The following is a 24,913-nucleotide window of genomic DNA, read 5'->3' as shown; positions in this document are numbered from 1 at the left end:
CAATCGACCGGTGGGGCGGGCGACAGCGATGTGGGGTCGGAGGAAGAGAGGGCAGGTGGCGCTGCGGAAAGGGAATCCGGAAATGATTGAGCCGGTACGGACGAAGCAGCCGTAACGGAAGGTGAAACGGCAGAGGGTGAAACGGCAGAGGACGAATCGACCGAAGGTGAAACCTCAGAAGGCAAAGCGCCGAAGCGCGACGGGTCAGAAGGCGAAGCGTCAAAGGGCGAAGCGGCCAGAGACGAAGGTTCAGGGGGTGAAGCGGCCAGAGACGAAGGTTCAGGGGGTGAAGCGACCAGAGACGAAGGTTCAGGGGGTGAAGCGACCAGAGACGAAAGTTCAGGGGGTGAAGCGGCCGAAGGCGAAGTCTCAGAGGGCGAAGCGGCCGAAGGCGAAGCTTCAGAGGGCGAAGCGGCCAAGGACGAAGGTTCAGATGGTGGAAGGGTAAGCGGCGACGGCGAGGAGGTAGAAGACAAAGCGGCCGAAGGCGAAGTCTCAGAAGGCGCTACAGCCGAAGAAGAGGTCTCAGAAGGCGCTGCGTCAGAAGGCGCTGCGACAGAAGGCGCAGCGGCAGAAGGCAATGCAGGGGAAGGCAATGCAGGGGAAGGCGGAAGCGACCCTGGGTCAAGAACGCTCAAAGCATCCACATGACCCTTGGCAACCTCCCCAGCCCTCGACAACGAAGACCCAGCCGCCCCCGAACTAGCCGACTTCGCAACCCCCGACAGATCCGGCAACTCCCCGAAGACCGCCGCGCCGCCAAATTCCCCGAGTACCTCAGCACCCGCCCCGCGCGCCACCGATCCGTGTGAATGGTGCGAAGAACCGACGTGGGCGCCGCGGGCTGCGAAGCCGCCGCCGAAACCACCGGCCGTGGACATGCTCAAGTCGCTGAGGCTCAGGCCGTTCATCCGGCCCGACGAATTCTGGTACGCCTGGATTCCGCCATTCGTCAGCGCCTCTTCGCGAGCTTCCTCCAGGCCCTCGCGGAGCGCTTCCTTTCCCAGGTGCTTGAGACCTTCTCGGGTCGTCAGCTGTCGCATGGCCCGGGCGCCGACGGCTCGCAGCGACTTCTTTCCCAGTTGCTCGACCAGTCGTTTGAAGATCTGCTGAATGGTGAGCCGGGTGGCCGCAATCAGCCCGCCCGCCGCCGGGGAAGCCGCACCCAGTGTCATGGCTACGGTGACCGCCATGCCGATCAGCTCGATCAGGAACAAGCCGATCTCGATCCAGGCTTCGAGTTTGGCGCCCTCGATGTCGCGGCCGCAGCCTTCGACTATTTGGCCGAGTTCGTCGGCCATGTCGATGAGCGCCTGCAGCGGCACCTGATTCCAGGCATCAGCGAATGCGGCGGCGCCGGTGCCCTCGTAGGCGGCGAGTACGCGTTGAGCTGCCTCGGCTGCCTCCTCGTCGGGGCCTTGCATTGCAGCCGCGACGGCGAACCAGCGGTCGGCGACGTCCCAGGTGGTGCGTTCGTTGCCGGCCGGCCAGTCGAAACCGACTACCCATTCGAGCGCCTCGTAGGCCCAGCCGGGGACGTCGAAGGGGCAGAATTCCAGCGGATGCGGAATGGGACTCGGCAGAATGGTCACTGTCTTTGCCCGTACGTCCGCTGCACCCGCACCGCCGCATGAACGTCGGTCTGAGTGGCCTCTCGCACCGCCTTGACCATCGCATCCCCGAGCCCTTCCACGTGGCGGCTCAAGGCTTCCCAGGCCTGCAAAAACTCCGCTTCCACCGGGCGGTAATTGCGCTCGAAAGCCTGGCCGATGTCGTCGTTTCCCCACGGCCGGGCGCCGCTCATCGCCGCGATCTCAGCACCGGTGCTCTTGAACAAATCGAGCAGCGCCGCACCGGCATCGGCCAGTTCGTGACCGCCGGCAGCGGCCCGGTCGGCGTCGAGGAAAAGGTCAGGCATTGTCTCGCCAAGCGACGTCCTGGCGGCTCAGCAGCGTGCCAAGGTTGCCGTCTTTCAGAAAGCGGAGCGCACCGGATTCGGCCGGCAACAGCGAACCCATCAGCCGCTGCACCTCGGCGGTTACCTTGGCCACCGCCGCTGCGGTCACCGCGACGATTTCGTCGGCGAGTTCGTCCGGCTGCCATTCGCGATAGACGCCGGGGTCGAGCCGCAGGTCGAGGAGCTGACCGCGCGGCCCGACGGTCACCCGGATCAGGCCGTCGTCGGATTGCACGGTGACTTTCAGTTCGCCCAGGCTGCGCTGTACGTCATCCATCCCGGACCGCAGCCGCTGGTACTGCCCGTAGATGTCGTCGAACCGCGCCCGCAGCTCACGGTTGTCGTTGCGGTCGGCTGACTGCGCCATGGTCGCCCCCCCAAGGAATCGACGCCTATGACAGTAACGGCTGCAACCACCTAAAGTGTTCAGATGACTTCGGTAAGTGAAGCGAGGGGGCGAGATGATCACGCGGGCGGAGGCTGAGGAGATCGCGGCCGGCTGGGCGCGCGGAGAGTCGGAGCGCCGAGGGTACGAGTGCACGCCGATGATCGCCGAATTCGACATCGGCTATGTGGTGTGGACCCGCGAACCGCCCGCCGTCATTCCGATTCCCGGCGACGGGGCCCGGACGGTGATCGACCGCGAAACCGGCGCCCTGTCGACTTTTCCGGGTGTCCCGCCCGGCCTGGTGGCGCAGATGTACCGCGAAAGCCGGCCGAATATCGCAGCTCAGCGCCGTACCGTCGATCCGGGGGTGGAATTGCGGCGCAACGCCCATCGCCGGCCCGCGCCCAACACTGCTGCGCATATCACTGTGGACGGCAGGCTTTACATTGCCCGCGGCGCCAAGGGTGATCAGGAAATCGACCATCATCGGCTGGTCGCGGCGCACCTGCACAATCTTGAACCAGGCTCAACGGTACGAGGAACCGAGCGCCACGCCGAACTGATAGTGCTATCGGACGCGTTGCACGAAGCCGATCGACAGCGCGAGAACCCGATGACCCTGGACGAGGCTCGGGCGTGGCTACGGACCGGGCAGTTCGAGGCTTTTCTCGTACGGGAAAAAGGTGATCCGTTGGCCGGAACCGAGGCCCGTCCTTGCGAATCGTGCATCGCGATCCTTGTCGATTTTGCCCTTTTGCCCTGGTCTCATTTGGCCTTCATCGAACCGTTCCGGCCGTATTCGGCGAACATCGCGCAGCCCGGCCGCTTTCCCGATCCGGTTGCCGGTGCGCTGGCCGATGCGGGCTGGCGTCCGATGCCCCGCGCGGTGGCCGAAGTGCTGGCCGACGGCATGATCAACGACGTGGTGACCGTTCCCGGACATCGCTACCGGCACCACGCTTTTCCGGCCGCGCGCGCCGCGATCATGGATTTCCCGGGTGTCTTCTGCGGCTTGCGGGCTGCGGGGGTACGGCGGCAGATCCGCTGGCTGAACCTCGAACCATCAATAGCAGCGCACAGTGCCGACGCACTGGGCGAGTTCGGGGAAGTGATCGGTGCCCGGCTCTTCCCGGTGGGCGTGGAGGCGAAGGGCGACGCAATCGTGGCAATCGACGAGCTGGGCCGGGTTTTTGCGCTGGATCAGGGCGGCGAGTGGTACCTCGGCCAAAACCTCGACGAGGCCCTGATCAGCCTGCTGACCGGCGACGGACCGGCCGAGCGGGTACACGACGACGGCACCTGGTAAGCAGCTTCAGCCGATCAGCGGGAATCGGTCGGCGAGTGAGCCCAGCAGCGAGCGATCCGTCGCAGGGAGTTCCTGCCGCCCGGACGCCTTGAGCACGGCCTCGACCGCCGGCCACTCCCCTGGCAGCAACCGGATGTCGTCGAGCTTGGTCACCACGTCGGTCACCTCGGCGTAGGCGAGCCCGAGGTGACCGGGTGAGACCATCAGTCGAACAGCTCGCCGAGGAAGCTCTTCCGGCGCCGGTAGTGCCCGTGGTAGCCGCCGTGCTGGCGGTAGTGGCCGTGGTAGCCGCCGTGGGCGTACTGCGGGCCGTGCGCACCGTAAGCAGGCGCTGGCGGGTAGGCGGGCTGACCGTAGGCGGGCGGCGGCGGAGGGGCCGCGTAGCCACCGCCGTGCGCGGGCGGAGCCGGCGGGGGTGCGTACGCGCCGGGCGCCTGGGCCGGGCGAGGCGGGTTGGCACCCTGCGATTGGCGGCTGTTCCAGTTGGCCTCGGCGTCGAACAGCTTCTCGAGTTCGCCGCGGTCGAGGAAGATGCCCCGGCATTCCGTGCACTGGTCGATGGTGACGCCGCTGCGCTCGTAGACCCGCATCTCGCCGCGACACTTGGGACAGGTCATCTGCATCTCACAAACGGTACAAGGCTGTGTCACTGCGCGGTGCCGTTGTTGCTGTGGGTTCCCTGAGCGTCAGCGCCGACGACCACACCAGCAGCGCGAGTGGGTACAGCAGGTAGCCGAATCGGGTGGTGGGCATCAACAGAATCGCGGCGAGCAGCCCCCAGCCACAGAAGAGGGCGGCGGTGTCGGCGGTGCGCGGCGGGCGGCGTACCAGGAAGAAAGCAATTGCCAGACCGACCGCAACCAGCAGTCCGGCCGCGACATAACGCCCGCCCGGCAGGGCCTGGGCAATCAGATAGCCCGGAAAAGGGGACTGGGCGGGGCTGGTCACCACGCCGTGGCCGAGGGGGAAGCGGAGCACGTTTTCCACGAACGAGTCCCCATCCACCAGGCAGGCGGGGAGAAGCGTCAGGATCGGTAATCCCAGCGCGCCCGGCAGGAATCGGCGCAGGCTGCCGTGGGTGAACGCGAGCACCAGCAGAACGGCGAGCACGGGGAATGCGAACAGTTTGAGCGAGGCGGCTGCCCCGATGGCGAAACCCGCTGCGGTGTAGCGGCCGGTCGCACAACACGCGAGCGCCAGCAGGCACAACGCCAGAACCGGTAAGTCGTCGCCGCCCGTGGCCAGGGTCAGCGCGCAGATCGGGAGAACGGTGGCGAACTGCAGTGGACGTACCAGGGAAATCGGTGTGGGAAGCAGTCGCACGGCCGTGACCAATGCCGCAGCGGTGACCACCGCGAACCAGATCCGGGCGTCGGTCCACCAGACGTCGCCGGCGGCGCGGGGCAGACCGAAAATCGACATGCCCGGCTGGTACGGCGAATAGCCCAGCAATTGTTCCCCGGGCGGCAGAGCCGTAATCGCTTCCCGGCTCAGATAGGGCGTGCCGGTATGCGCCAGTCGCTCACCCATGTGCTCAACAACCAGCACCTCTTCCTGAGCCCGATCGGTGCGCCCATCCGCCCGCTGAACCGCCTGCATCACCAACGGCAGCAGCGTCGTCGCACCCCAGATCACCCAGGTCGAAGGGAGCCGCCAGGCCGGCTTGTGCAGTGCCCATTGCCCGGCGGCAACCAGGAAAGCGACTAGATAGCCCCAGGCCGCCACGGCGCCCCACGCGCGATGCGGCAGTAGCGTCGATGTCAGCGCAGTGACCAGCGCGAACACCGCGGAAATGGCGTAGAGGGCAGCGTCGGCGGCAAGTCCCCCGGCGGCCCGATCGATCCGCTGGGGCAACCTCACGCAGGCAAGTGTGGCAGAGCCGATCTGGTCTTGCGGCGCCGTGGCAGGCGAACCACCGATCCGGCCTCGTGCAGCGGCTGGGCCAGCACCCCGGAACTGCGTTGCAACGTGGCGAGCAGGCGTTCGGCTGGCATCGGCCGAGCGAACAGGTGGCCCTGCCCGGCGACGCACCCCAGCTCCCACAAGGCATGCCGCTGCGGCTCGCTCTCGACGCCCTCGGCCACCACGGTCAGGTGCAGGCTGCGGCCCAGGTCGACGGTGGAGCGGATCACCGCCGAAGCCTCCGAAGAAGTCTCCACTGCGGTGACAAACTCCCGATCGATCTTGAGCTGGTGCACCTGAATGCGTGACAGCACCGACAGCGACGACACCCCGGTACCGAAGTCGTCCAACGCGAGCCGCACCCCGGCCTCCCGCAGCTCGCTCAACGCCCGATCAACCACATCAAGCTGGCTCAACGTCAAAGTTTCGGCAAGTTCCAGAACCAAACGATCCGCCGGTACGGCGTGAGCCCCCAACCGGTTGAGCACAGCGGCCGGGAACGTCGGATCGAGCAGGCTGCGTGGCGACACGTTCACCGCCACCGGCAGATCGAATCCCGCATCCCGCCAGCCGGCCAGTGCGGTCAGCGCCTGCTCAAGCACCGCGTCGGCGAACGCCGGCAGCTGCCCCGAGCGTTCCACGGTCTGCAGGAACTGCATCGGCGCCAGGTTGCCGTGCTCGGGGTGATGCCAGCGGGCCAGCGCCTCCGCCGAGATCACCTCGCCGGAGGCCAGGTCGACGATGGGCTGGAAGTCCACGAAGAACTCGTGCTCGGCCACCGCGCGGGTCAACTCGCCGCCGAGCATGAGCCGCCCGACATCGGCGGTGTCGTTGGCCGGCGCGTACGTCGCGATGCCCTGCCCACGCCGCTTCGCCTGGTACATGGCCACGTCGGCGCGGCGCATGAGCTCCTGCACCCCGCCGCTGCCCGGAGCCAGTGCGATGCCCCCCGCGGCTTCCACTGTCAGTTGCATGCCGTCGACCATGATCGAGGGTTCCAGGCAGGCCAGCATCGCTGCGGCCCGGTGACCAGCCACGGCGGGTGTGGGCAGGCGCGACAGCAGCACCGCGAACTCGTCACCACCGAGCCGGGCCACCAGGTCGCCGGGCTGAGCCGCATCCTCGAGCCGCCGGGCCACCTCCCGCAGCACGTCATCCCCGGCGGAGTGCCCGAGGGTGTCGTTCACCTCCTTGAAATGGTTGAGGTCGATCAGCAGCATCGCGAACATGCCCTCGCGGCCGCGCCCGGCGAACGAGCGCCGGGCCTTGCTGAGCAGCTCGCGGCGGTTGGCCAGCCCGGTCAGCGGGTCGTGGCTGGCGGCGTAGGCGTTCTCGGCGCTGACCCGCTTGAGCTGGGCGTACGCCCGAGCATTGCCGATCGCCGTGGACAGCGAGGAGGCCAGGGTGCGCAGCTTGTAGCGTTCGGCTTCGCTGAGCTTGACCGGTTTGCGGAAGTGCAGCCGAAGCACACCGATGCTCGCGTTGTTCGCGCCCTCAAGGGGAGTTTCGATAGTCGAGCCCTCGCGCGAAGGGGCTTCGCGCGGCGGTCCTTCGTATCGGATCCGATCGGCCGAGCCGCGCACGAGCCGGGGCGGGTCCACGTCGTGCAGTTCGATCTCGGCCTCGTCGGCGGAGAAGAGCTCGGGGGTGCGGGTCACGGCGGAGTGCAGCACGGAGGTCAGTTCGGTGGCGTTGAGCTGGGCGGCAGTGCCGGCGAGGCGTTGCCAGGCCTGCTGGTCGGCACGCTGACGAATCTTGTTCTTGGTGGCGAACTGCAGGGCCAGCACCGTGGGAATAGTGGCGATGATCAGCAGTGGATCCCGTCCGACCGCCAGCACGATGATCAGGGCGATCGCCAGGTTGATGCCCCGCACAGCCAGCATGACGTCCCAGTTGCGCAACGCGGCCTGGCGCCAGGACGTCCGGCTGGCCAGGGAGATGACCCGGCTGCCCAGCAGTTCATCAACGACGGCGTAGACAACGGCGGTTATCGCCAAGCACAGAACAAGCCGGAGCAGGGGGATCGCCGGCATCGCGATCTCGGTGTCCGGACGCAGTCCGGTGAGGAAGGCGGCGCCCCCAGCCGCGGCGGCGGCAACGGTGTCCTTGGCGGCGTTGAAGGTCACCTTGAGCGGATCGCGGATGGCCAGCTTCGCGATCAAGGCGCCGGCGCCTATGCAGAGGATCGCCCACGGCAGCGGCACCAGAGCCACGGTGACGATGATGGCGCCCGAGGTTGCGGGGAACGACCGGAACTCCGAGCGAACCCGCATGAGGATCATCGGGCTTCCGGCGGCGGCCGTCACGATGGTCAAGCCGATCAGGAAGAGAAGGGTCGCCGACCGCACGGCTGGCAAGGCGTTGACCGCAGCAATCAGGCAGGCAAGGGCCACAGACGCGACGAGACCGACATACAGCCGGAGCCGTCTGTCGGTCTTCGCGTCGTTCACCGGGGGTGCCCCATGTCCCCATGGTCCCCCGAAGCCCGTACGGGCTGTCAATGGCTTGTCGTCAATCGGTAACGGGTTGCTGATGTAATTTCAGGCCCAGTCATGCTCACGCATCGCATGCCTCCGCATCTCGTAAATGGCGTTCATCGCTTTTGTGCAACGCCTGAGCGAACAAATCCGGAATGTTTCTCGGCCCCGTTCCCTCCCAAGACACTAGGAAAGGAACGGCACGCCGCCAAGAATGATTTGTCGCTCGTTTCACGAAATGCGAGTATAGCACGCAATGTACCAAATGAGTGATTGGTTGATAACGCTCCGCAGTGGCACGACGGTGTGGTTTGCCCGCCCCCCAAGACTGCAAACAGCAGGTGCAATCTACGTCCGATCGGCGCGGATGTCGCCTGGTGAAAGCGCCGCTCGGACCAATTCGCCGCGTACATCGGGTTGCGATACAAAAATTGCTACGCGCAGTGGATGGGTGCTAACCGAATGCCATTGGCGGGCGGCTGAGCGCGACGCCCGGAGCGTCACGCAGCGGTGGTCGCCGGGCCCCTGGATAGGCTGGGTAGCGTGACACAACCAGCGAAAATGACTCATGTCGACGCCCAGGGCGCGGCTCGCATGGTCGACGTATCGGCAAAGGACGTCACTGCCCGGCGGGCCGTGGCCGCCGGGCGGCTGGTCACCACCGCCGAAGTCGTTACTTTGTTGCGCGACGACGGATTGCCCAAGGGTGATGCGCTCGCCGTGGCGCGGCTCGCCGGCATCATGGGGGCGAAGCGAACACCGGACATCGTGCCGTTGTGCCACCCGATCGGGTTGCATGGGGTCAAAGTGGACCTGACTGTCACCGATACCGGCGTCGATATTCTTGCCACGACAAAAACTGCCGATCGAACCGGTGTCGAGATGGAAGCGCTAACCGCGGTTGCCACTGCGGGACTTGCCCTCATCGACATGGTCAAAGCGGTGGATCCGGCGGCGAGCATCGAAGGCATTCGCGTGTTACGCAAAGAAGGCGGAAAAACCGGTGACTGGGTACGACCGGAGGACCGCCCGTGACCCGCGCCCGCGTCATTGTTGCCTCCAACCGCGCAGCAGCCGGTATTTACGAAGACACCAGCGGCCCGATTCTCGTGGCCGGTCTGCGGGAACTCGGCTGTGCCGTTGATGCCGACCCGGTTGTGGTGCCCGACGGCGAGCCGGTGGCCGAGGCGCTGCGCGCGGCAATCGCGGACGACGTCGACGTGGTCCTGACCAGTGGCGGCACCGGGGTCACCCCCACCGACCGCACCCCCGAGGCGACCCGCCCGCTGCTCGACTTCGAAATCCCGGGCATCGCCGAGGCCATCCGCGCGTACAGCCGGGACAAAGTGCCTGCCGCCGTGCTGTCCCGGGGCCTGGCCGGGGTGGCCGGGCACACCCTGATCGTCAACCTGCCCGGCTCGACCGGCGGTGCCCGCGACGGGTTGGCAGTGCTCAAGACGGTTCTTGACCACACCGTGGCGCAGATCCGCGGCAGCGACCATAGGCTTCAGAAGTGAGCGCAGAAACGATCCCCCTGGACTGGGCAAAGGCGCGGGCGCTGGTCTTCGAGGCGGGCCGATCCGCCGCCGGTCCGGCCGAAGCCGTGCCGCTGAGCGGGGCCGACGGACGCACGCTGGCCGAGCCACTCGTCACTTTGAGCGATCTGCCGGCGTTCCCGACGTCCAGCATCGATGGCTGGGCGGTGCGTGGTTCCGGTCCGTGGCGTCCGATCGGCCAGGTGCTCGCCGGCAACACCGCGGCGCCGCTGACCGAGGACGGCACGTGCGTGGAGATCGCTACGGGCGCGATGGTTCCGGCGAGCGCGGACGCGCTGATCCGCATCGAGGCGTCCACCCGCGACGCCGAGGGCCTGGTCAGTGGCACTGCGCGGGCCGAGCCCGAGTGGCGGCTGCCCGGTGACGAGGCGCGGCGGGGCGAGCAGGTGCTGCCCGCGGGCACCCCGATAGACCCGGCGGTGCTGGGCATGGCGGCCACCTGCGGTTACGACACTGTCCCGGTACGTCCACAACCCCGCGCCGCGCTGCTCGTCTTCGGCGACGAATTGCTCACCAGCGGACCCCCGGGCAACGGTCGCGTCCGGGATTCCCTGTCACCGCTGGTTCCGGCATGGCTGCGCCGCTCGGGGGCCACTGTGGACCCGGCGGCCGTGCGCGGGCCGGTGCAGGACACGCTGGAAGCCCACATCGCGGCCATCCGGCAGGGCCTCGCGGAAGCCGACGTGGTCTGCACGACCGGCGGCACCATGCACGGCCCCGTCGACCACCTGCATCCTGCGCTGGCCGCCCTGGGCGCCGAGTACATCGTCAACACCGTCGCCGTACGTCCGGGCTTTCCCATGCTGCTCGCCCGCGTTCCCGGTCCGGACGGCCGGCCACGCTTCCTCGCCGGGCTGCCCGGCAACCCCCAGTCGGCAGTCATCGCCCTGGTCTCCCTCGTCGCGCCGCTGCTCGCCGGTCTGCAGGGCCGCGAGCTGCCCACACTGGCGCAGGTGGAGGTGACCGCACCCGTGCCCGGCCGCGGCGGCTTCACGCACCTCGCCTTGGCCTCCCTGGACGCTGCCGGTCGAGCCACCCCGGCCAGCCACGTCGGATCCTCGATGCTTCGCGGGCTCGCCGCGGCCCACGGCTTCGTCGTCATCCAGCCGGACACCCGCGCCCAAGCCGGCGACGTCGTGCTGTTCCTACCCCTCGCCCTCCTCCCGGGAGAACGCCCATGACCAGCGCGGAACCCGTTCGCATCGCGGAAGTCGGCGACATCCCCCTCGACCTGGCGGCGCACGAGCAGGCGGTCGCCGGTCCCCGAGCCGGAGCGGTCGTGTCGTTCCAGGGCGTGGTCCGCGACCACGATCATGGGCGCAGCGTCACGGTTCTCGAATACGAGGGCCACCCTACGGCCGCCGCGGTGCTGCGCGAAGTCGCCGAGGAGGTCGCCGCCGACCCGCAGGTCCACGCGGTCGCTATCTCTCATCGGGTCGGCAAGCTGGGCATCGGCGACGTGGCGCTGATCGCGTCGGTGAGCACGGCCCACCGAGCGGCGGCGTTCGCGGCGTGTGCCCGGCTCGTCGACGAGGCCAAGGCGCGGCTGCCGATCTGGAAGCACCAGGTCTTCGCCGACGGCACCGACGAGTGGGTCAACTGCCCCTGAGTGGCGGCTGACGCCACGGCAGCGCGTTCACCAGCAGAATCAGCGCCAATGCGTACGAGTTGACGGCGAACGCGTTCCTCAAGCTCCACATTGGTGCCAGCACGAAGAGCAGGTACGTCACCACCGCGCCCACCGTCATTGCCACGCCTTCGCGGTAGGAGCGCCGGGGCCGGGTCAGATGCCGGGCCGCGGCGTCGGCGAGCACCACCATCGCGGGCAGCACCCAGGTCAGCTCGTGGGTGAAGCTGACCGGCCCGACGATCGCCGCGGTCAGCCCGACAAGCGAGAACGCGGCCATCTCGTCGCCGTCGGCGTGCGCGGCCCGGGCCCGGATCATGCCGACGGCTGCGATGAGCATGCCGAACGACAGCCACAGCAGCACCGGTGTGGTGCTGGAGTCGTACAGCCGGGCGAGCACCCCGGCCAGCGACTGGTTGCCGAGCGCGTCCACCGGGCCGGACCGGTCGATGCGCCACAGCACCTCACCGAACCACGCGGCGTTCTCCCGGGGCGTGACCACAAACGCGACCAGGGCGGCGCCGATGCTGGTGGCGAGGGCGGTCAGCGCGGCTCGCCGCTGCCGGGTGATCAGCAGGTACATGATGAAGAAGGCCGAGCTCACCGACAACGCCGTGGCCAGCCCGATGCCCACCCCGGCCGCCGCCTTCGAACGCCGCAGGGCCACCAGATCGGCGGTGACCAGCGCGAACACCAGCAGATCAAGGGTGCCCAGGCCGAGCACCGCGCGGATGGGTTCGATGGTCAGCGCCAGCGCGCCAGCGGCCAGCACCACCGGCCAGCGCCGGCGCCCGTAGCGCCGGGCGACCGGTCCGACATGGGCGATCAAGGCCAGGGCCAGCGCCCCGACCCCGGCCAGCGCCAGCAGCCAGCCCGCCACCGGGACAGGCAGGAACGCGGCCGGGACCAGGAGCAGCGCGGCGGTCGGGGACAGCGCGGTGCCAAGATGGCTCAGGGGATCCCGGTACGCATACAGCCCGGTCCCGCCCAGCCAGCTTCGCACCGCGCCCCGGTCGAGAACGAGTGCGCTGAATCCGTACCGTTGAGCGATGGTCGTGATCGCCGCCAGGATCCCTACGCACGCGAGGGCGACCACGACGGACCGGGAGGTCGCCGGGCGTGCCGATGTCCGCATCGCCGGCATGACCGACCTCCCTGTGCGTCAGCTCCCCCGCTCCGCTTAACGCACCACCGCCGGTTTGGTGATCTCAGCCAGGCAGTTTGCGAGCTGCCACCGCCGACGCTGCAGCGATCTTGGCCTCGCGCCGCGCGGTGCGCACAGCCCGGCGAGCCGACTTCTGCGACCGCTCGAGCGCGTGGCTGGTGCGGTACTTGAGACCCGGCTTGCCTTCGGTGTCGGCCGCGGCCAGCAGCAGGCCACCGAGCAGCCCGAGGTTCTTGAGGAAGTGCGTCTGGTGCTGTTGGCGCTCTTCCTTCGGCACCGCCCAGAACGGGTGGCCGGCGAACGTGGTGGGCACCAGTCCGGCGGCGAGCACCGCGGCCGACGGGCGGGTCAGCCGGCCGGTGGCCAGGAGCAACCCGGCGGCGACGTCGGCCCCGGCCTTGATCCGGATCAGGTTCCGGGCGTCGCTGGGCAGGCGCGGGTCGATCCGCTCGATCAGCGGGCCGGCCTTGTCGGTCACCTTCTTGGCGGCGGCGACCTTGGAGTCGGGGTCGGCGAGGACGCGAACTCCGCTGACCACGAAGATCGCGCCGAGCATGGCTCGGGCAGCAGCGCGTACGGGCTTCATCAACCCGTTATACCCGCGGATCTCGTCGTTAAGGTTGGGTGCGCAGATATCGGCCGAAGTGCGGAACGGTGAAGGCGACGGTGCCGCGCTCGCCGGAGTAGATCAGACCCTTCTTGATCAGGGCGTCGCGGGCCGGTGACAGGCTGGCCGGGCGGCGTGACAGGGCGGCGGCGATGTCCGAGGTGGGCACGGCGGCATCCATGTCGTTGTCGGTGTCGCCGGACAGCGAGGCCATGGCCCGCATGTATTCGCGTTCGGCAGGGGTGGCGCGCTCGTAGCGGGAACCGAAGAAGCCCACGGCCAGCTCGGCTTCGGCCTCGGGGGCGGCGACTTGGACGTCCTGCGCGGTGACCGGGGACGTGGGGGCGTGGTCCCAGGTCGCTTTGCCGTACGCCTGCACGAAGTACGGGTAGCCGCCGGACTTCTCGTAGAGCAGGTCCAGGGCCTTTGTCTCGTACTCGACGTCCTCGCGGGCGGCCGGCGCACACAGCGCCAGGTCGGCGGCGATGCGGTCGAGCCGGTCGATGCGCTGGTAGCGGAAGAGCCGTTCCGAGTAGGACTTCGCCGCGGACAGTACGGCCGGCAGGTGCGGCAGCCCGGCGCCGACCACGATCAGCGGCGCCCCTAGCTGGGACAGCTCGTGGCAGGCCGCGCACAACGCCGACACGTCGGCCGGGCTGAGGTCCTGCATCTCGTCGATGAACAGTGCGATGCCGGTGCCCACGTCGGTGGCGAGCGACGCCGCATCGGTGAACAGCTCCACGAGGTCGATCTCGATGTCGCCCGAGTCGGCTCGCCCCCGCGCCGGCGGCACGTCGATGCCCGGTGTCCAGCGGTCCCGCAGCTTGGCGTTGGCGTCGTTGGCCCGCAGCGCGAACGCCTTGAGCACGGCTAGCACCTCGTCCACCCGGTCCGGGTTGCGGTGATGCGGGGTCAGCTCGCGGATGGCCATGTGCAGCGCGGCCGTCACCGGGCGGCGCAGCGACTGCTCCGGGCGCGCCTCGATCTTGCCGGTGCCCCAGAGCCGGCCGATGGCCGCCGAGCGCAGCGTGTTAAGCAGCACCGTCTTGCCGACGCCGCGCAGCCCGGTCAGCACGAGGCTGCGTTCCGGGCGGCCCCGGGCCACCCGTTCCAGGACCACGTCGAAGGCGTCCAGCTCACGGCCGCGCCCGGCCAGCTCGGGTGGGCGCTGGCCGGCGCCCGGAGCGTACGGATTGCGGACCGGATCCACGGATAGCACCGTATCGGCCCGTCTAGGCGAATAGCTAGAGATCGATAGTCGAGGAAAGTCTAAGCGTTTCTAGCGCTGGTGCTAGAGAGTGCTAGTCGCTGCCATACTCACGCAGGCACAGCACGAAGTCGAGGCTGTCGAGTTCGCTGTCGAAGAAGTACCACTTCGTGTAGTGCGGTACCTTGCTGCACTTGTTCTCCGCGTCCGCCTCGCCGGTGGTGCGGCCGTCGACGCGCTTGAGCACTTCGAACGTACCGCTGGCGCAGCCGACGATTTTCAGCTCGGGACTGTCATCGGCGTTGCCCTCGTTGCGCACGCACTGGCCCTTGCTCACGAACCGGGCGTTCTCACTGTTCTGCGGCTCCGGCGCGGCCACTTCCTGGGTCGCGGTGGCGCTGGGGGTGGCCGGGGTGCCTTTCGCGTCGCTGTCCGAGCCGGTGCGACTGACGAGCCAGGCTGCGGTGCCCAGACCGCCGCAGATCAGCAGCCCCAGCACGATCACCAAAGCGAGGATCGGCCCGTTGCGCCTGCGCGGGGCCGGCATGACCGGCTGGTGCCACACCGGCGGTGCCGTGTTCAACGGCGGTGGCGAGATGAACGGTGGTGCCGTGTTCAACGGTGGTGGCGTGTATGCCATCGGATCGGCCGGCGGAACGGAGGCAGGCTGACCACCCCACACGGGATCATGCGGGGGGTGGGCTGCGTCGCCCCAGGGGTCGGCGGGCTCCGTGTACGGCTCGCCGGATGCCGGCGTGCCCCCGGTCGTCCAGCCCTGGCCGTTCTGCGACATCGGGAATCCTCCAGGCAAGGTTCGCTGTAGGCAACCGTAGCGTGCACAGGTCACGGGTTCCCTCCCAGAATCGCGCCGATCCCCCTCCGGCCCGAGCTGTCGGCAATAAGACGCGCAGTATGCCCCGATCCGGGGATACCGTCCGTCCCCATGTCCCTTCCCTTGATCGTGGGCGCGGCCGTCTTCGGCGGTGCCAGCGCTGCCTTCGTTCCGCGCATCGCGCACCGCCTGGCCGTCCCGCGGGGCACGCCGGCGCGGACCGCTTGCGCTCACTGCGCAAAGCCCATGCTGGACTGGGTACGGGCCGGAGCACCCTGTTCCTGCTCCCGCCAACCGCTGTGGACAGTCGGTGCCGCAGCCTTGGTCGCGAGCCTGCTCGGTGCCGTGCTCGGCGAGTCGCTCCTGCTGCTGATCGTGTTGCCCGCCTCGGTGCTCGCGGTGCTGCTCGCCGCCGTGGACATGCGCTGTCAACGGCTGCCCGATCCGCTCGTGGCTGCGTTGGCGCTGATCACCGCCGTGCCGCTGGGGGCCGGGGCGGTGCTGGCCGGTGAGCCGGCCCGGTTGCTGCGTGCGGTTGCCGCGGCGGGAGTGTGCTTCTCGGCGTACCTGATGATCGCTCTTATCGGTCGCGGTCTGGGGCTCGGCGATGTGAAGCTGGCCGCGGTGCTGGGCTTTGTTCTGGGTTATGCGGGCTGGCCGGCGGTGCTGGCCGGGCTGATCGTGCCGCACCTGATCAACGGGCCGCTCGCGGTGGTCCTGCTCGTGACCCGGCGAGCGCACCGGCGCAGCACGCTCCCCCTCGGGCCCGCGCTGCTGACCGGCGCCCTGGTCGGATTGGTCGTCGGTTAGAGCAACCTCAGCTGGCGGTCCTTGGGGCGCGCGGGAACGGTGTCGCCCATCCGCTCGAACAACCCGGCGTCGATCGCATCCATGAAGGGACTCGGGCTTTGCTCACGTTCGCTGCCGTGCCGGAACCGCCGCGCCGAGTGCGTGACGTAGAGGCGGTCCTGCGCGCGGGTCAGACCCACGAAGAACAGCCGGCGCTCCTCAGCCACCTCATCGTCCGACGGCGTGCTGCCCGGCCAGCGCAGCGGCAGCAAACCGTCCTCGCAGCCGACCAGGAACACGACCGGGAATTCCAGGCCCTTAGCCGCATGCAAGGTCAGCAGGTTGACCGCCTCGGCGCGCGGGTCGAGCGCGTCCACCTCGGCGCCGGTCGCGATCTCCTGCAGGAAGGCGGCCGGGTCCTCACCCATCCGATGCGCGAGCGGCAGGAGCAGGTCAGCGGCCGTCCAGATGTCCTCGGGGGCCAGGTTTTCGGCGTCGAGGGTCGGGGCGGCGTACCGCTGGGCCAGGGTCTGTGCGGCTTGCTTGACCCGGGCGGTGAGCGGACCGGACGCGCCCGCGTGACGCAGCTCCTGGGCCAGCACCTGCACGCCGGGGCGGTCCCGCAGGCGGTTGTGTGACCGCTTTTGCACCGGTACGCCCGCACGGGACAACGCATCCAGCACGGCTTGCGACTGAGAATCCGTGCGATACAGCACCGCGATGTCCGAGAAGGACAGCGTGCCCGGGGTCACCGCGCGGGAATCGATGCGCCCGGAGTCCAGCGACCGGTGCGACAACCCGCCGACCAGCTCGTCCACCGTGCGTACGACGAAATCCGCCTCGTCCGCAGCGCTCGCCGCGAAATACCGCCCGACCAGCGGCGACTCCGGATTCACCCGGGCCGGATCCAGCCGCCGCCCGTTGACCAGCGACGACGGCGCGATCGCCTGCACGGCCGCCGCAAGAATCGGCGCGGACGAGCGGTAGTTGCGGGTCAGCCGGACCAGCCGGGCGTTGTCGAAGTCCTGGTTGAAGCGCAAGAAGTAGCCGACGTCGGCCCCGCGGAACGAGTAGATCGCCTGGTCCGGGTCGCCGATCGCGCACAGGTTGCCGTCCGCCGGGCTGAGCAGGCGCAGCAGCTCGTACTGGGTGTCGTCGACGTCCTGGTACTCGTCCACGAAGATCCACTGCCAGCGGCGACGGTAGCGCTCGACCAGCGCCGGGTCCTCGCGCAGTAGCGCCACCGGCACGGTGAGCAGGTCATCGAGGTCGACCAGGTCCTGCTGGCGCAGCAGCTTGGTGTACGCGGCATCGTCGTCGCCGGCCTGCTCGCGCGCGGCCTCCCGCTCAGCGTCATCGGCGATCCGCCAGCCCGAGCCGAGCCCGGCGGCCTTCGCGTTCTCCTTCACAATGGTCAGCCCGACGGCGTGGAACGTGCCGACCGTGATGTCCTGCGCCACCTCGCCCATCAACGCGTCCAGCCGCGCCCGCATCTCCTCGGCCGCGCGCCTGGTGAACGTGATGGCCAGGCAGCGGTGCGGGAAGACGTTCATCTCCGCACACAGGTACGCGATCCGGTGCGTGAGCGTACGGGTCTTGCCCGTGCCCGGCCCGGCCACGATCAGCAGCGGCCCACCCGGCGCCGACGCGGCTACCCGCTGCATCGCGTCGAGGCGGTCGAGCAGCCCGGTGCCGACCTCCTCCATGCCGGCCAGCATCGGCTCGAACGGCTCATGCGGCGAGGCGGGCTGCTGGATGGGCGGGGCCGGCTGCTTCTTCTTGACCGGCTCCTTGACCTTGGGTACGGGTGCCCGCCCGATCGCCGGCTCGGCCTTGCGCTGCTTGGGCACCGGCGCCGGCGCCAGGTCGAAAAGCGTCTCGGATTGGGGAGCGCTCTGGGCGTTCTTCAGCTCACCGGGCTCGAACAGCGTGATCACGCCGTACTCGCCGTCGTAGCCGGGCACGCGCCGCACGTCGCCGCGCCGCAGCCGGGTGATGGCCTCGCGCAGGTTGTCGCCGCCCTGCTGGCCGATGTCGTCGAGCGGCACCTTGCGCAGGATGTCGAGCTCCGAGCCGAGCGTGGCGACGAGGTGGGTGAGCTGGCCGTCCACGGTCTTCGACTTCGGCCCGACGCCGTTGATCTCCCCGAGGATCCCGGCGAGCTGGATCAAGTGCTCCACGCTGGGCCCACGGCTCGGGCCGGTCTCCCGGTCGGCCAGGTCCTCGACCCGGCTCAGCACGCCGACGGTCAGCGGCTTGCCGCATTCGGGGCAGCGACCGCCGGCTTCGCGGGTACGAGCCGGTTCCCAGTTGACCCCGCAGGCCCGGTGCCCGTCGGCGTGGTACTTGCCTTCCTCCGGGAAGAACTCAAGGGTGCCGGCGAGCCCGGTGCCATCCTTGATCGCGAAGTAGTCCGGCGTGCCGGTGAAGAGGGTGGCCTCCCGGGCCAGGGCTCCCGGCGAGTGGGCGTCGGAGTTGGACACCAGCCGGTAGCGGTCCAGGCTGGAAACGCGCCAGTTCATCTCCGGGTCCGAGGACAGGCCGGTTTCCACTGCGGTGATGTGCTCGGCGAGATCGGCGTAGCAGTCGGCGATGGCGTCGAAGCCGGACTTGGAGCCCAGCGCGGAGAACCAGGGCGTCCAGATGTGCGCCGGGACCAGGTAACCGTCGGGGCTGGCCTCCAGCACGATTTCGAGCAGGTCCCGCGAGTCCAGACCCAGGATCGGGCGGCCATCGGCGGTCAGGTTGCCGATGCGGCCCAGGGCGGTGTTGAAGCGGGCTGCGGCCTCGAAGTCGGGGAGGTAGATGAGGTGGTGGACTTTGCGCGTACGGTCGTCGCGCTTGTAGATCGTGGAGATCTCGACGCTGAGCATGAAGCGCGCCGGCTCGCCCTGCAGGGCGCCGGGCAGCCGCTTGGTGACGTCGGCTTCGGCGTCCGGATCGAGCCGGAAGAGGCCGGGTTCGGCGGCCGGTCGCAGGCTTTCGCGCAGGTGGTCGAACCAGGCGGGATGGGTGAAGTCGCCGGTGCCGAGCACGGCGATGCCCTTGCGGCGGGCCCACCAGGCCAGGTTGGGGAGGGTGAGGTCACGGCTGCAGGCACGCGAATACCGGCTGTGGATGTGCAGATCCGCGACGTACGTGTCCGCGGCAACCGAGGACCCTGCGCTGTCCGAGGGCACGCTGCATCCTGTCACGACCACACCGCGGCCCTGAAGCCGCCACGCGCGAAGTCACAGAACCGATCCCCGCTGGGTCGTGATTTCACCCTATATGCCGTCGTCTCCTACCTGGTGCGCAGCTCCAGCCTGCTGACGCGGGGCCGCTGTTTGGTGGGTAGCTCCAGCCCGCTCACCTGGGGCCGCTTGTTGCGTGCGTAGCTCCAGCCCGCTGACCTGGGGCCGCTTATTTTGTGCGTAGCTCCAGCCCGCTGACTTGGGGCCGCTTATTTTGTGCGTAGCTCCAGCACGCTGACCTGGGGTGGCGCGCCCACCCGCACCGGCGGCCCCCAGAACCCGGCGCCGTTGGTCACGAACACGGGCACCCCGTCCACCTCGCCGAACCCGCTGGTCACTGGCTGTTGAAGGGGAACCAGGAGGTTGAAGGGAGCCATCTGCCCGCCATGCGTGTGCCCGGAAACCTGAAGGTCGACCCCGAACGGGGCGGCATCCTTGACCGCCAGCGGCTGATGGGCCATGAGCACCACCGGACGGGTGGTGTCCCGGTCCCCCAACGCCCGCCCAAAATCAGGCGCGTCCCCCACATCAGCGCCGCCCAGGTCATTGACGCCGGCCAAGTCCAGCCCATCAAGCTCAATGCGTTCATTCCGAAGCGGCCGTACGCCCAACCGGGCCACCTCCTGAACCCACTCCTGATAACCGGAGTAGTACTCGTGGTTCCCGGTAACGAAGTAAGCCCCCCGCCGCGACTCAATGTCAGCCAACGGAGCCGCGAACCTCCCAAGCTCGGCCACACTGCCGTCAACAAGGTCCCCCACCACGCACACGATGTCGGCGTTGACCGAGTTGATGACCTCAACAATCCGGCCGGCATGCCGCGTCCCGGTGAGGGGTCCGAGATGGATGTCGGAGACCACGGCGAGGCGGGTGCCGTCCATGGCTCGCGGAAGCTTGGTGAGGGGTACCTGAACGCGGTTGATGCGCGGGCCACCGAGGGCGGTCTTGACCCCGTAGCCGGTGATGCCGGCGGCGGTCAGCCCGGCGAAGATCGCCGCTCCGCGAGCGAGCAGAAGACGGCGGTCCAGCCCCGCTTTGTCTGCCGGCTCGGCGCCGGTTGTCGTGGTGGACTCGTTGCCGGGCGCTTCATCACTGGCGGATTGCCGTGGCTCAGAGTGCTCAGCCTCGCCAACGTAAGTCTCTGCTTGTTGCCGCTCGCCCGCTGTCCCTCGGCGCCCGACCCGAGTTTCCTCTTGCCGCCGGACCTCAGAGCTCTCTTGCCGCCGGACCTCAGTCCCCTCCAGCCGCCGGACCCCGGACTTTTCCTGGTGCCGAATCCACAGAGCGACGGCGAGCCGAGGAATTTCCAGCACCGCGAGCGTCACGAGCAGGTAGAACATCAGCGCGAGCCAGAGGTATCCCGGCCAGGCCAGCCACTTCACGTGCCCGGCCCGGACGCCAATCAGCGTCGCCGGGACCAGCAGGGCGAGCACGATCGCCACGATGCCGCCGATGCGCCGGGCTCGACCTGTGCGGAACGGATCGCGGACCAGCCGCTTCCACAGGTACAGGTGGATGAGTCCGATGACGACGATGATCAGCCCAGCGAAGCCCAGCAAGCTCAACCCCCAGCGAATGGCGGCAGGACGTCAACCGTCGCGCCCGGGCGCAGCGCCGCCTGACGATCATGGCAGGTCAGCCCATCCACAAGAAAAGTGGCTGCTTTGAGCACCACCGCCAGCCGCTCGCCATGCCGCTCGGTAAGCGCCTCAGAAAGCCCATCCAAGGAAGAAGCCAAAATCTCCTCTTCCCGTACGCCCCCAGCAGCCGCCCGAGCCCCAGCGAAATAGCGCACCAGCACCACGGTCACCACTTCCCCTCGCCCACCCGACCGGCCAGGACCCAACCGCCCAGCACGACCGTCACTTCCAACCGCCCACCACGGCCGCCAGCCCGCGCTCGCCCCTCCGTGGCCGTTCCCGACCGTCTACCGCGGCCGCCAGTTCGCGCTCGTCCCACAGTGGCCGTTCCCGATCGTCTACCGAGACCGACAGCAGCACACGATTGCCCACCACGGCCGCCAGCACTCGATCGTCCGCCGCCGTCATCAGGCGTTCCGCCGCCCAGCACGGCCATCAGCCCCCGATTGCGGACATGGGGCGGTCGGGCTGCAGGAAGGACGGGTCGTCGATGCCGTGGCCGGCTTTCTTGCCCCACATCGCCGCACGCCACGCCTCGGCGATGTCTTCATCCGTGGCGCCATTTCTCAGCAGGGCTCGAAGGTCAGTCTCGCCGGTTGCGAACAGGCAGTTGCGGACCTGGCCGTCCGCCGTCAATCGGGTTCGGTCGCAGTCGCCGCAGAACGGCCTGGTGACCGAGCCGATCACGCCTACCCGAGCGGGTTGACCAGCCGCGTCGATGTAGCCGGGTACCAACCAGGTCTCCGCCGGCGCGGTTCCACGTGAAACCACGTCGGGCATCAGGTTGAACGGCTTCAATGAGTCGAGGATGGCTGCTGCTGTGACCATCTCGTGCCGGTCCCACTGGTGCTGGGCGTCCAGCGGCATCTGCTCGATGAACCTGAGTTCGTACCCGTGATCCAAGGCGAACTGCAGAAGAGCTGGCGCTTCCCCATCGTTGATCCCTCGCATCAACACGGTGTTGATCTTTACCGGCGTCAGACCAGCCATCGCGGCTCCTGCCAAGCCCTTGAGGACGTCCGCGTGCCGGTCGCGGTGCGTCAGCTCCTTGAACCGCGCCGGTGAGAGCGTGTCCAGCGACACATTCACCCGGTCGAGTCCAGCTTCCCGCAGCGGCCCGGCCATCCGCTCCAAGCCAATCCCGTTCGACGTGATCGACAACTTGGGCCGGGGCAGCAGCCGCGCGGCCTGCGCCACGATGCCCACCAGCCCACGCCGGATCAACGGCTCGCCGCCCGTGAACCGGATGTTGGTGACGCCCAGCCGGTCCACCGCAACCCGGATCAGCCGGCCCACCTCATCATCGGTGAGCTGCTGTTCCCGGGGCATCCAGGCAAGACCCTCTTCGGGCATGCAGTACGTGCAGCGCAGATTGCATCGATCCGTCAGGGACACCCGAAGGTCGGTGGCCACCCGCCCGAACCGGTCAGCAAGCAGCCCACCACCTCGCAGCGGTACGACAGGAAGGGCCACCTCGGTCACTGGTCGAACCTAGCTCTTCCATCGCCTATCCGCCGTTACACAAACCACTGCCCACGTCGCCCAGGTCGTCTTACGAGTCCAGAACCGCGTCCGCAGCCGCTCGCACAGCCCCCCGGTAAGCCGACCCGAACGCCGCCGTATGCACCAGCAAGAGCTGCAACTGATGCAACGGAACCCGCCCCCGCCAGCCCGCACTCAGCGGCCACACCTCCTCGTACGCAGCCACGATCCGGTCCAGATGCGGTGCGCCGCCGAACAGGGCCAGCTGGGCCAGGTCGGTTTCGCGGTGCCCGCCGTGGGCTGCGGGATCGACCAGCCAGGCGCGGCCGTCGGCGGACCACAGCACGTTGCCTGGCCACAGGTCGCCGTGGAGGCGGGCGGGGGGTTCGTTTTGGTCGTACGAGCTGATGGTGGTGAGGATGCGTTCGACAGCCGTGACGTCTTGCGGTGAGATTGCGCCCCGGTCGCTGGAGATTCTGAGGTACGGACGCAGCCGGCGTTCCGCGAACCAATCGCCCCAGGACCCGGTGGAGGGCGTGTTGTCCTGGGCCAATGGGCCGATGAAGCCGGGCCATGGCGCTCCGAACCCGTCTGCGCCGGTGCGATGGAGGGCCGCCAAGTCGCGTCCGAACCGCTCGGCTGCGGCGATGGACGCGGTGCCCGGCTCGATCCATTCGAGGGCGAGCATCTCGTCCAGCGCTACAAATACTTCCGGTACGGGTGCCGCGTTCGCTTCTCGCAACCAATTCAATCCGGCTGCTTCGGTGGCGAAGAAATGCTGGGGCGCGTTTCCGGACGGCCACGTCTTCGCGAACAGCGACGTGCCGTCGTCCAAGGTCAAGCGGGATGCGGTGCATACGTCTCCGCCTCCCACAGGGGTCTCACGAATGCGCTGGTGAGTGAGAAATGTCGGGAGGTGCTGGGGGTGCGCGCGTAGATATGCCAGATCCACCGGCTTATCTTCCACTTCGGGTTACGGGCTGCCCGAATCGGAGTCAAAATGTCGGCATGACACCTGTCGCGGTGCGTTCGTACCGGCCGAGCGATCACAGCGCCGGCCGCCGCCTGTGGTCCGAACTGACCGCCGGGCACAACAGCATGTACGGGGACCCGTCCGACGACAGCGGAGCCGGGTTTGAGGAGTACCTCACGCGGCTTGACCTGGGGGGACTCTGGGTCGCCGAGCATGCCGATGACGGTGTCGTGGGCCTGGTCGGGCTGATCATCAGGGGCCGGGCCGGCGAGGTTGAACCGGTTGTCGTCACGGCCACGCACCGGCACAAGGGCGTAGGCCGCAAGCTGCTGCGCCACGTGGCGCAGGAAGCCAAGAAGCGCAACATGCAGTCGCTGACGATCTCTCCGTCGTCGCGCAACGTGGAGGCGATCCGCAGCCTGCATGCGGCCGGTTATGACGTGGTGTCGTCCATCGAGCTGACCATGCATCTTGACCATCAGACGTACGACTGGCAGCCGGACGGGCTGGAGCTGCACGCGCTTCAATTCCGCTCCTGACTCCGAGGGCTGATCCCGACCTCGAAGCCTTCCACGTTTTTCAAGTCGCCCCGGAGTTATCCACAACCCGTCGGTATCCACAGGGGGTCAAGCGGGCGGCACCCCGATTCGGCCAAGCTGCCCGGCATGACGAATCTGAAGGTCTGCTCAATTCCTGACCTGCTCTCCCTGGTGCCCTACCTGCTCGGCTTCCATCCGGACGACAGCCTGGTCGTGGCCGGCATGGACGGCGACTCCATCAAGTTCGTGGTCCGCATCGACCTGCCCCAGCCGGGCACCCCCGACTACAACAGGCAAATGTCGGCGCTCCACCTGGCCGTCTGGGTTTCAAGAGCCGAACCAGACGAAGTTTCGATCATCGGGTACGGCCAGGGCGCCCTGGTAACGCCAGCCATCGCCCGTCTCGCAGTCGGCCTCGACCGCGCTGAAGTACGGGTTGTCGAAAAGGTTCAGGTAGCGGACGGACGCTTCTGGTCGTACCTGTGCAGCAATCTCACCTGCTGCCCACCCGAAGGCAGACCTTGCCCACCGCTCAACAGCGTCATCGCGGCGGGGGCGATCCTCGCGGGAGCCGTCGCGCTGCCCAGCCGCAAAGATGTAGAGGCCCGGCTCGCCTCGGTCTCCGGACGAGAACGCCAGGCCATGAATGAAGCAGGGCAACGGGCGTTGTCCCGGCTCAGCGCGCTGCGAATGGAGGCAGCCCGAAGCTGGCCAGGAGGTCCACAAAGACGCCGCAGCGCCCCGCACTTCGAGGAGTCCCGTCGCTTCGAGCGCCTCACGGCAAAGGCCGGGCGCGTAGCAGTACAAGAGGCAGAGCGCACTTACCGTACGAACAACCGGCTGAGCGACGACGAACTTGCCTGGCTGGTTCTCCTCCTTCAGCACCTCCCCGTACGCGACTACGCCTGGACCCGCCCAGGAGCCGAAGGCTGGCAAGTGGCCCTGTGGTCCGACGTCGTACGCCGAGCCGACCCCGTGCAGGTAGCGCCCCCAGCATCGTTGCTGTCCTTCGTCGCCTGGCGAGCGAATGAGGGAGCGGTCGCCACCATAGCGGTGGATCGAGCGCTCAGGGCAGACCCGAGCTACCGGATGGCTCAAACAATGCAGGACATCCTGTGCTCCGCTGTCTCGCCGGCTGAGGTGGAGGGTTGGCCTGTGGTGCCGGATCGGCGGGGCGGGTGTCCGGATGAGATGGCGCGGGGGGTTCACAGCACTTCGGTGATGGGGGTCGGG

Annotated in this window: 24 protein-coding genes and 1 pseudogene; 8 read left to right on the top strand and 17 right to left on the bottom strand. The window is 68.4% G+C overall.

Annotated elements, in window-relative coordinates; genetic code table 11:
* The 3 genes and pseudogenes from TFC3_RS39830 to TFC3_RS32825 form a co-directional block, all read right to left on the bottom strand.
* Positions 1 to 1,592: pseudogene (locus TFC3_RS39830) on the bottom strand (hypothetical protein); the annotation flags it as partial.
* Complete coding sequence (locus TFC3_RS32830) at positions 1,589 to 1,918, bottom strand: hypothetical protein (RefSeq protein ID WP_067509668.1); 330 nt, start codon at positions 1,916 to 1,918, stop codon at positions 1,589 to 1,591. The gene TFC3_RS32830 and the pseudogene TFC3_RS39830, both read right to left, overlap by 4 nt.
* Positions 1,911 to 2,426, bottom strand: coding sequence for a YbaB/EbfC family nucleoid-associated protein (locus TFC3_RS32825; protein ID WP_236718585.1), 516 nt, complete (start codon positions 2,424 to 2,426; stop codon positions 1,911 to 1,913). Before TFC3_RS32825 ends, TFC3_RS32830 begins: the two co-directional genes overlap by 8 nt.
* Before the next feature lie 76 nt (positions 2,427 to 2,502).
* Here TFC3_RS32825 and TFC3_RS32820 point away from each other — a divergent pair, with 76 nt between their 5' ends.
* Positions 2,503 to 3,651, top strand: a complete 1,149-nt coding sequence (locus tag TFC3_RS32820; RefSeq protein WP_236718584.1) for an SUKH-3 domain-containing protein — start codon at positions 2,503 to 2,505, stop codon at positions 3,649 to 3,651.
* Positions 3,652 to 3,657: 6 nt separating this feature from the next.
* Here the strand turns inward: TFC3_RS32820 and TFC3_RS32815 are convergent, their stop codons facing one another.
* The 4 genes from TFC3_RS32815 to TFC3_RS32800 are packed head-to-tail and all read right to left on the bottom strand — an operon-like array spanning position 3,658 to position 8,003.
* Positions 3,658 to 3,855: a hypothetical protein gene (locus tag TFC3_RS32815; RefSeq protein ID WP_067509663.1), complete on the bottom strand. Its 198-nt coding sequence runs from the start codon at positions 3,853 to 3,855 to the stop codon at positions 3,658 to 3,660.
* A complete protein-coding gene (locus tag TFC3_RS32810; RefSeq protein WP_067509661.1) occupies positions 3,855 to 4,274 on the bottom strand; it encodes a zf-TFIIB domain-containing protein in 420 nt (139 codons plus the stop codon). The genes TFC3_RS32815 and TFC3_RS32810 overlap by 1 nt, the downstream gene beginning before the upstream one ends.
* Position 4,275: 1 nt before the next feature.
* On the bottom strand, positions 4,276 to 5,535 hold the full coding sequence (locus tag TFC3_RS32805; protein WP_369819727.1) for a glycosyltransferase 87 family protein: 1,260 nt from the start codon (positions 5,533 to 5,535) through the stop codon (positions 4,276 to 4,278).
* Positions 5,508 to 8,003, bottom strand: a complete 2,496-nt coding sequence (locus tag TFC3_RS32800; protein ID WP_067509656.1) for a bifunctional diguanylate cyclase/phosphodiesterase — start codon at positions 8,001 to 8,003, stop codon at positions 5,508 to 5,510. Before TFC3_RS32800 ends, TFC3_RS32805 begins: the two co-directional genes overlap by 28 nt.
* 588 nt (positions 8,004 to 8,591) lie before the next feature.
* Here TFC3_RS32800 and moaC point away from each other — a divergent pair.
* From moaC to TFC3_RS32780, 4 genes are read left to right on the top strand one after another with little or no spacing between them, the layout of a single operon-like run.
* Complete coding sequence (gene moaC, locus TFC3_RS32795) at positions 8,592 to 9,065, top strand: cyclic pyranopterin monophosphate synthase MoaC (protein ID WP_369819726.1); 474 nt, start codon at positions 8,592 to 8,594, stop codon at positions 9,063 to 9,065.
* The gene (locus tag TFC3_RS32790) at positions 9,062 to 9,547 is read left to right on the top strand and encodes a molybdenum cofactor biosynthesis protein B (protein WP_067509652.1); all 486 of its coding nucleotides are present in this window, start codon (positions 9,062 to 9,064) and stop codon (positions 9,545 to 9,547) included. Before moaC ends, TFC3_RS32790 begins: the two co-directional genes overlap by 4 nt.
* Positions 9,544 to 10,767: a molybdopterin molybdotransferase MoeA gene (locus TFC3_RS32785; RefSeq protein ID WP_067509650.1), complete on the top strand. Its 1,224-nt coding sequence runs from the start codon at positions 9,544 to 9,546 to the stop codon at positions 10,765 to 10,767. Before TFC3_RS32790 ends, TFC3_RS32785 begins: the two co-directional genes overlap by 4 nt.
* On the top strand, positions 10,764 to 11,195 hold the full coding sequence (locus TFC3_RS32780; protein ID WP_067509648.1) for a molybdenum cofactor biosynthesis protein MoaE: 432 nt from the start codon (positions 10,764 to 10,766) through the stop codon (positions 11,193 to 11,195). The genes TFC3_RS32785 and TFC3_RS32780 overlap by 4 nt, the downstream gene beginning before the upstream one ends.
* Here the strand turns inward: TFC3_RS32780 and TFC3_RS32775 are convergent.
* The 4 genes from TFC3_RS32775 to TFC3_RS39825 form a co-directional block, all read right to left on the bottom strand.
* On the bottom strand, positions 11,182 to 12,357 hold the full coding sequence (locus TFC3_RS32775) for a glycosyltransferase 87 family protein (RefSeq protein ID WP_067509646.1): 1,176 nt from the start codon (positions 12,355 to 12,357) through the stop codon (positions 11,182 to 11,184). The genes TFC3_RS32780 and TFC3_RS32775 overlap by 14 nt on opposite strands.
* A gap of 64 nt (positions 12,358 to 12,421) precedes the next feature.
* Positions 12,422 to 12,964 (bottom strand): DoxX family protein, encoded by a 543-nt coding sequence (locus TFC3_RS32770; protein WP_067509644.1) that lies wholly within the window; start codon positions 12,962 to 12,964, stop codon positions 12,422 to 12,424.
* 28 nt (positions 12,965 to 12,992) lie between these two features.
* Entirely contained in the window at positions 12,993 to 14,195 is a 1,203-nt protein-coding gene (locus TFC3_RS32765) for an ATP-binding protein (RefSeq protein WP_067509642.1), read from the bottom strand.
* Positions 14,196 to 14,286: 91 nt separating this feature from the next.
* Positions 14,287 to 14,985, bottom strand: coding sequence for a hypothetical protein (locus tag TFC3_RS39825; protein WP_236718583.1), 699 nt, complete (start codon positions 14,983 to 14,985; stop codon positions 14,287 to 14,289).
* Between the two features lie 150 nt (positions 14,986 to 15,135).
* Here TFC3_RS39825 and TFC3_RS32755 point away from each other — a divergent pair, with 150 nt between their 5' ends.
* Complete coding sequence (locus TFC3_RS32755; RefSeq protein WP_067509638.1) at positions 15,136 to 15,834, top strand: A24 family peptidase; 699 nt, start codon at positions 15,136 to 15,138, stop codon at positions 15,832 to 15,834.
* On the opposite strand, the gene TFC3_RS32750 is transcribed toward TFC3_RS32755, so the two are convergent.
* The 6 genes from TFC3_RS32750 to TFC3_RS32725 all read right to left on the bottom strand — a co-directional run bounded on the left by TFC3_RS32750 (position 15,831) and on the right by TFC3_RS32725 (position 23,120).
* Entirely contained in the window at positions 15,831 to 18,992 is a 3,162-nt protein-coding gene (locus TFC3_RS32750) for a UvrD-helicase domain-containing protein (RefSeq protein ID WP_067509636.1), read from the bottom strand. The two genes, TFC3_RS32755 and TFC3_RS32750, sit on opposite strands and share 4 nt — an antisense overlap.
* Positions 18,993 to 19,255: 263 nt before the next feature.
* Positions 19,256 to 20,611 (bottom strand): metallophosphoesterase, encoded by a 1,356-nt coding sequence (locus tag TFC3_RS32745; protein ID WP_067509635.1) that lies wholly within the window; start codon positions 20,609 to 20,611, stop codon positions 19,256 to 19,258.
* Positions 20,608 to 20,856: a MoaD/ThiS family protein gene (locus tag TFC3_RS32740; protein ID WP_082772705.1), complete on the bottom strand. Its 249-nt coding sequence runs from the start codon at positions 20,854 to 20,856 to the stop codon at positions 20,608 to 20,610. Before TFC3_RS32740 ends, TFC3_RS32745 begins: the two co-directional genes overlap by 4 nt.
* Before the next feature lie 52 nt (positions 20,857 to 20,908).
* Positions 20,909 to 21,094: a hypothetical protein gene (locus TFC3_RS32735; protein ID WP_067509631.1), complete on the bottom strand. Its 186-nt coding sequence runs from the start codon at positions 21,092 to 21,094 to the stop codon at positions 20,909 to 20,911.
* A gap of 27 nt (positions 21,095 to 21,121) precedes the next feature.
* The gene (gene moaA, locus TFC3_RS32730; protein ID WP_369819725.1) at positions 21,122 to 22,159 is read right to left on the bottom strand and encodes a GTP 3',8-cyclase MoaA; all 1,038 of its coding nucleotides are present in this window, start codon (positions 22,157 to 22,159) and stop codon (positions 21,122 to 21,124) included.
* A 79-nt stretch (positions 22,160 to 22,238) separates the two neighbouring features.
* Positions 22,239 to 23,120, bottom strand: coding sequence for a fructosamine kinase family protein (locus TFC3_RS32725; RefSeq protein WP_067509629.1), 882 nt, complete (start codon positions 23,118 to 23,120; stop codon positions 22,239 to 22,241).
* A 56-nt stretch (positions 23,121 to 23,176) separates the two neighbouring features.
* On the opposite strand from TFC3_RS32725, the gene TFC3_RS32720 reads away from it, so the two are divergent.
* Positions 23,177 to 23,680 carry a GNAT family N-acetyltransferase gene (locus tag TFC3_RS32720; protein WP_067509627.1) on the top strand — a complete coding sequence of 168 codons (504 nt, stop codon included), beginning with the start codon at positions 23,177 to 23,179 and terminating at the stop codon, positions 23,678 to 23,680.
* A gap of 126 nt (positions 23,681 to 23,806) precedes the next feature.
* Positions 23,807 to 24,913, top strand: a 1,107-nt coding sequence (locus tag TFC3_RS32715; protein WP_067509625.1) for a DUF4192 domain-containing protein, incomplete at its 3' end; no start/stop codon positions are given.

Source organism: Actinoplanes sp. TFC3, from assembly GCF_001553785.1.
Classification (GTDB): domain Bacteria; phylum Actinomycetota; class Actinomycetes; order Mycobacteriales; family Micromonosporaceae; genus Actinoplanes.
Note: the sequence above shows the minus strand (reverse complement) of the source record. Positions and strands in the feature narration are given on the sequence as shown.

Excerpts from the sequence above, each read along its gene's own strand:
- TFC3_RS32830 (WP_067509668.1), bottom strand. The coding sequence starts at position 1,918 with ATGCCTGACCTTTTCCTCGACGCCGACCGGGCCGCTGCCGGCGGTCAC.
- TFC3_RS32770 (WP_067509644.1), bottom strand. The coding sequence starts at position 12,964 with ATGAAGCCCGTACGCGCTGCTGCCCGAGCCATGCTCGGCGCGATCTTC.
- TFC3_RS32815 (WP_067509663.1), bottom strand. The coding sequence starts at position 3,855 with ATGGTCTCACCCGGTCACCTCGGGCTCGCCTACGCCGAGGTGACCGAC.
- TFC3_RS32720 (WP_067509627.1), top strand. The coding sequence starts at position 23,177 with ATGACACCTGTCGCGGTGCGTTCGTACCGGCCGAGCGATCACAGCGCC.
- TFC3_RS32755 (WP_067509638.1), top strand. The coding sequence starts at position 15,136 with ATGTCCCTTCCCTTGATCGTGGGCGCGGCCGTCTTCGGCGGTGCCAGC.
- TFC3_RS32780 (WP_067509648.1), top strand. The coding sequence starts at position 10,764 with ATGACCAGCGCGGAACCCGTTCGCATCGCGGAAGTCGGCGACATCCCC.
- TFC3_RS32775 (WP_067509646.1), bottom strand. The coding sequence starts at position 12,357 with ATGCCGGCGATGCGGACATCGGCACGCCCGGCGACCTCCCGGTCCGTC.
- TFC3_RS32820 (WP_236718584.1), top strand. The coding sequence starts at position 2,503 with ATGATCGCCGAATTCGACATCGGCTATGTGGTGTGGACCCGCGAACCG.
- TFC3_RS39825 (WP_236718583.1), bottom strand. The coding sequence starts at position 14,985 with ATGTCGCAGAACGGCCAGGGCTGGACGACCGGGGGCACGCCGGCATCC.
- TFC3_RS32810 (WP_067509661.1), bottom strand. The coding sequence starts at position 4,274 with ATGCAGATGACCTGTCCCAAGTGTCGCGGCGAGATGCGGGTCTACGAG.
- TFC3_RS32735 (WP_067509631.1), bottom strand. The coding sequence starts at position 21,094 with ATGACGGCGGCGGACGATCGAGTGCTGGCGGCCGTGGTGGGCAATCGT.
- moaC (WP_369819726.1), top strand. The coding sequence starts at position 8,592 with ATGACTCATGTCGACGCCCAGGGCGCGGCTCGCATGGTCGACGTATCG.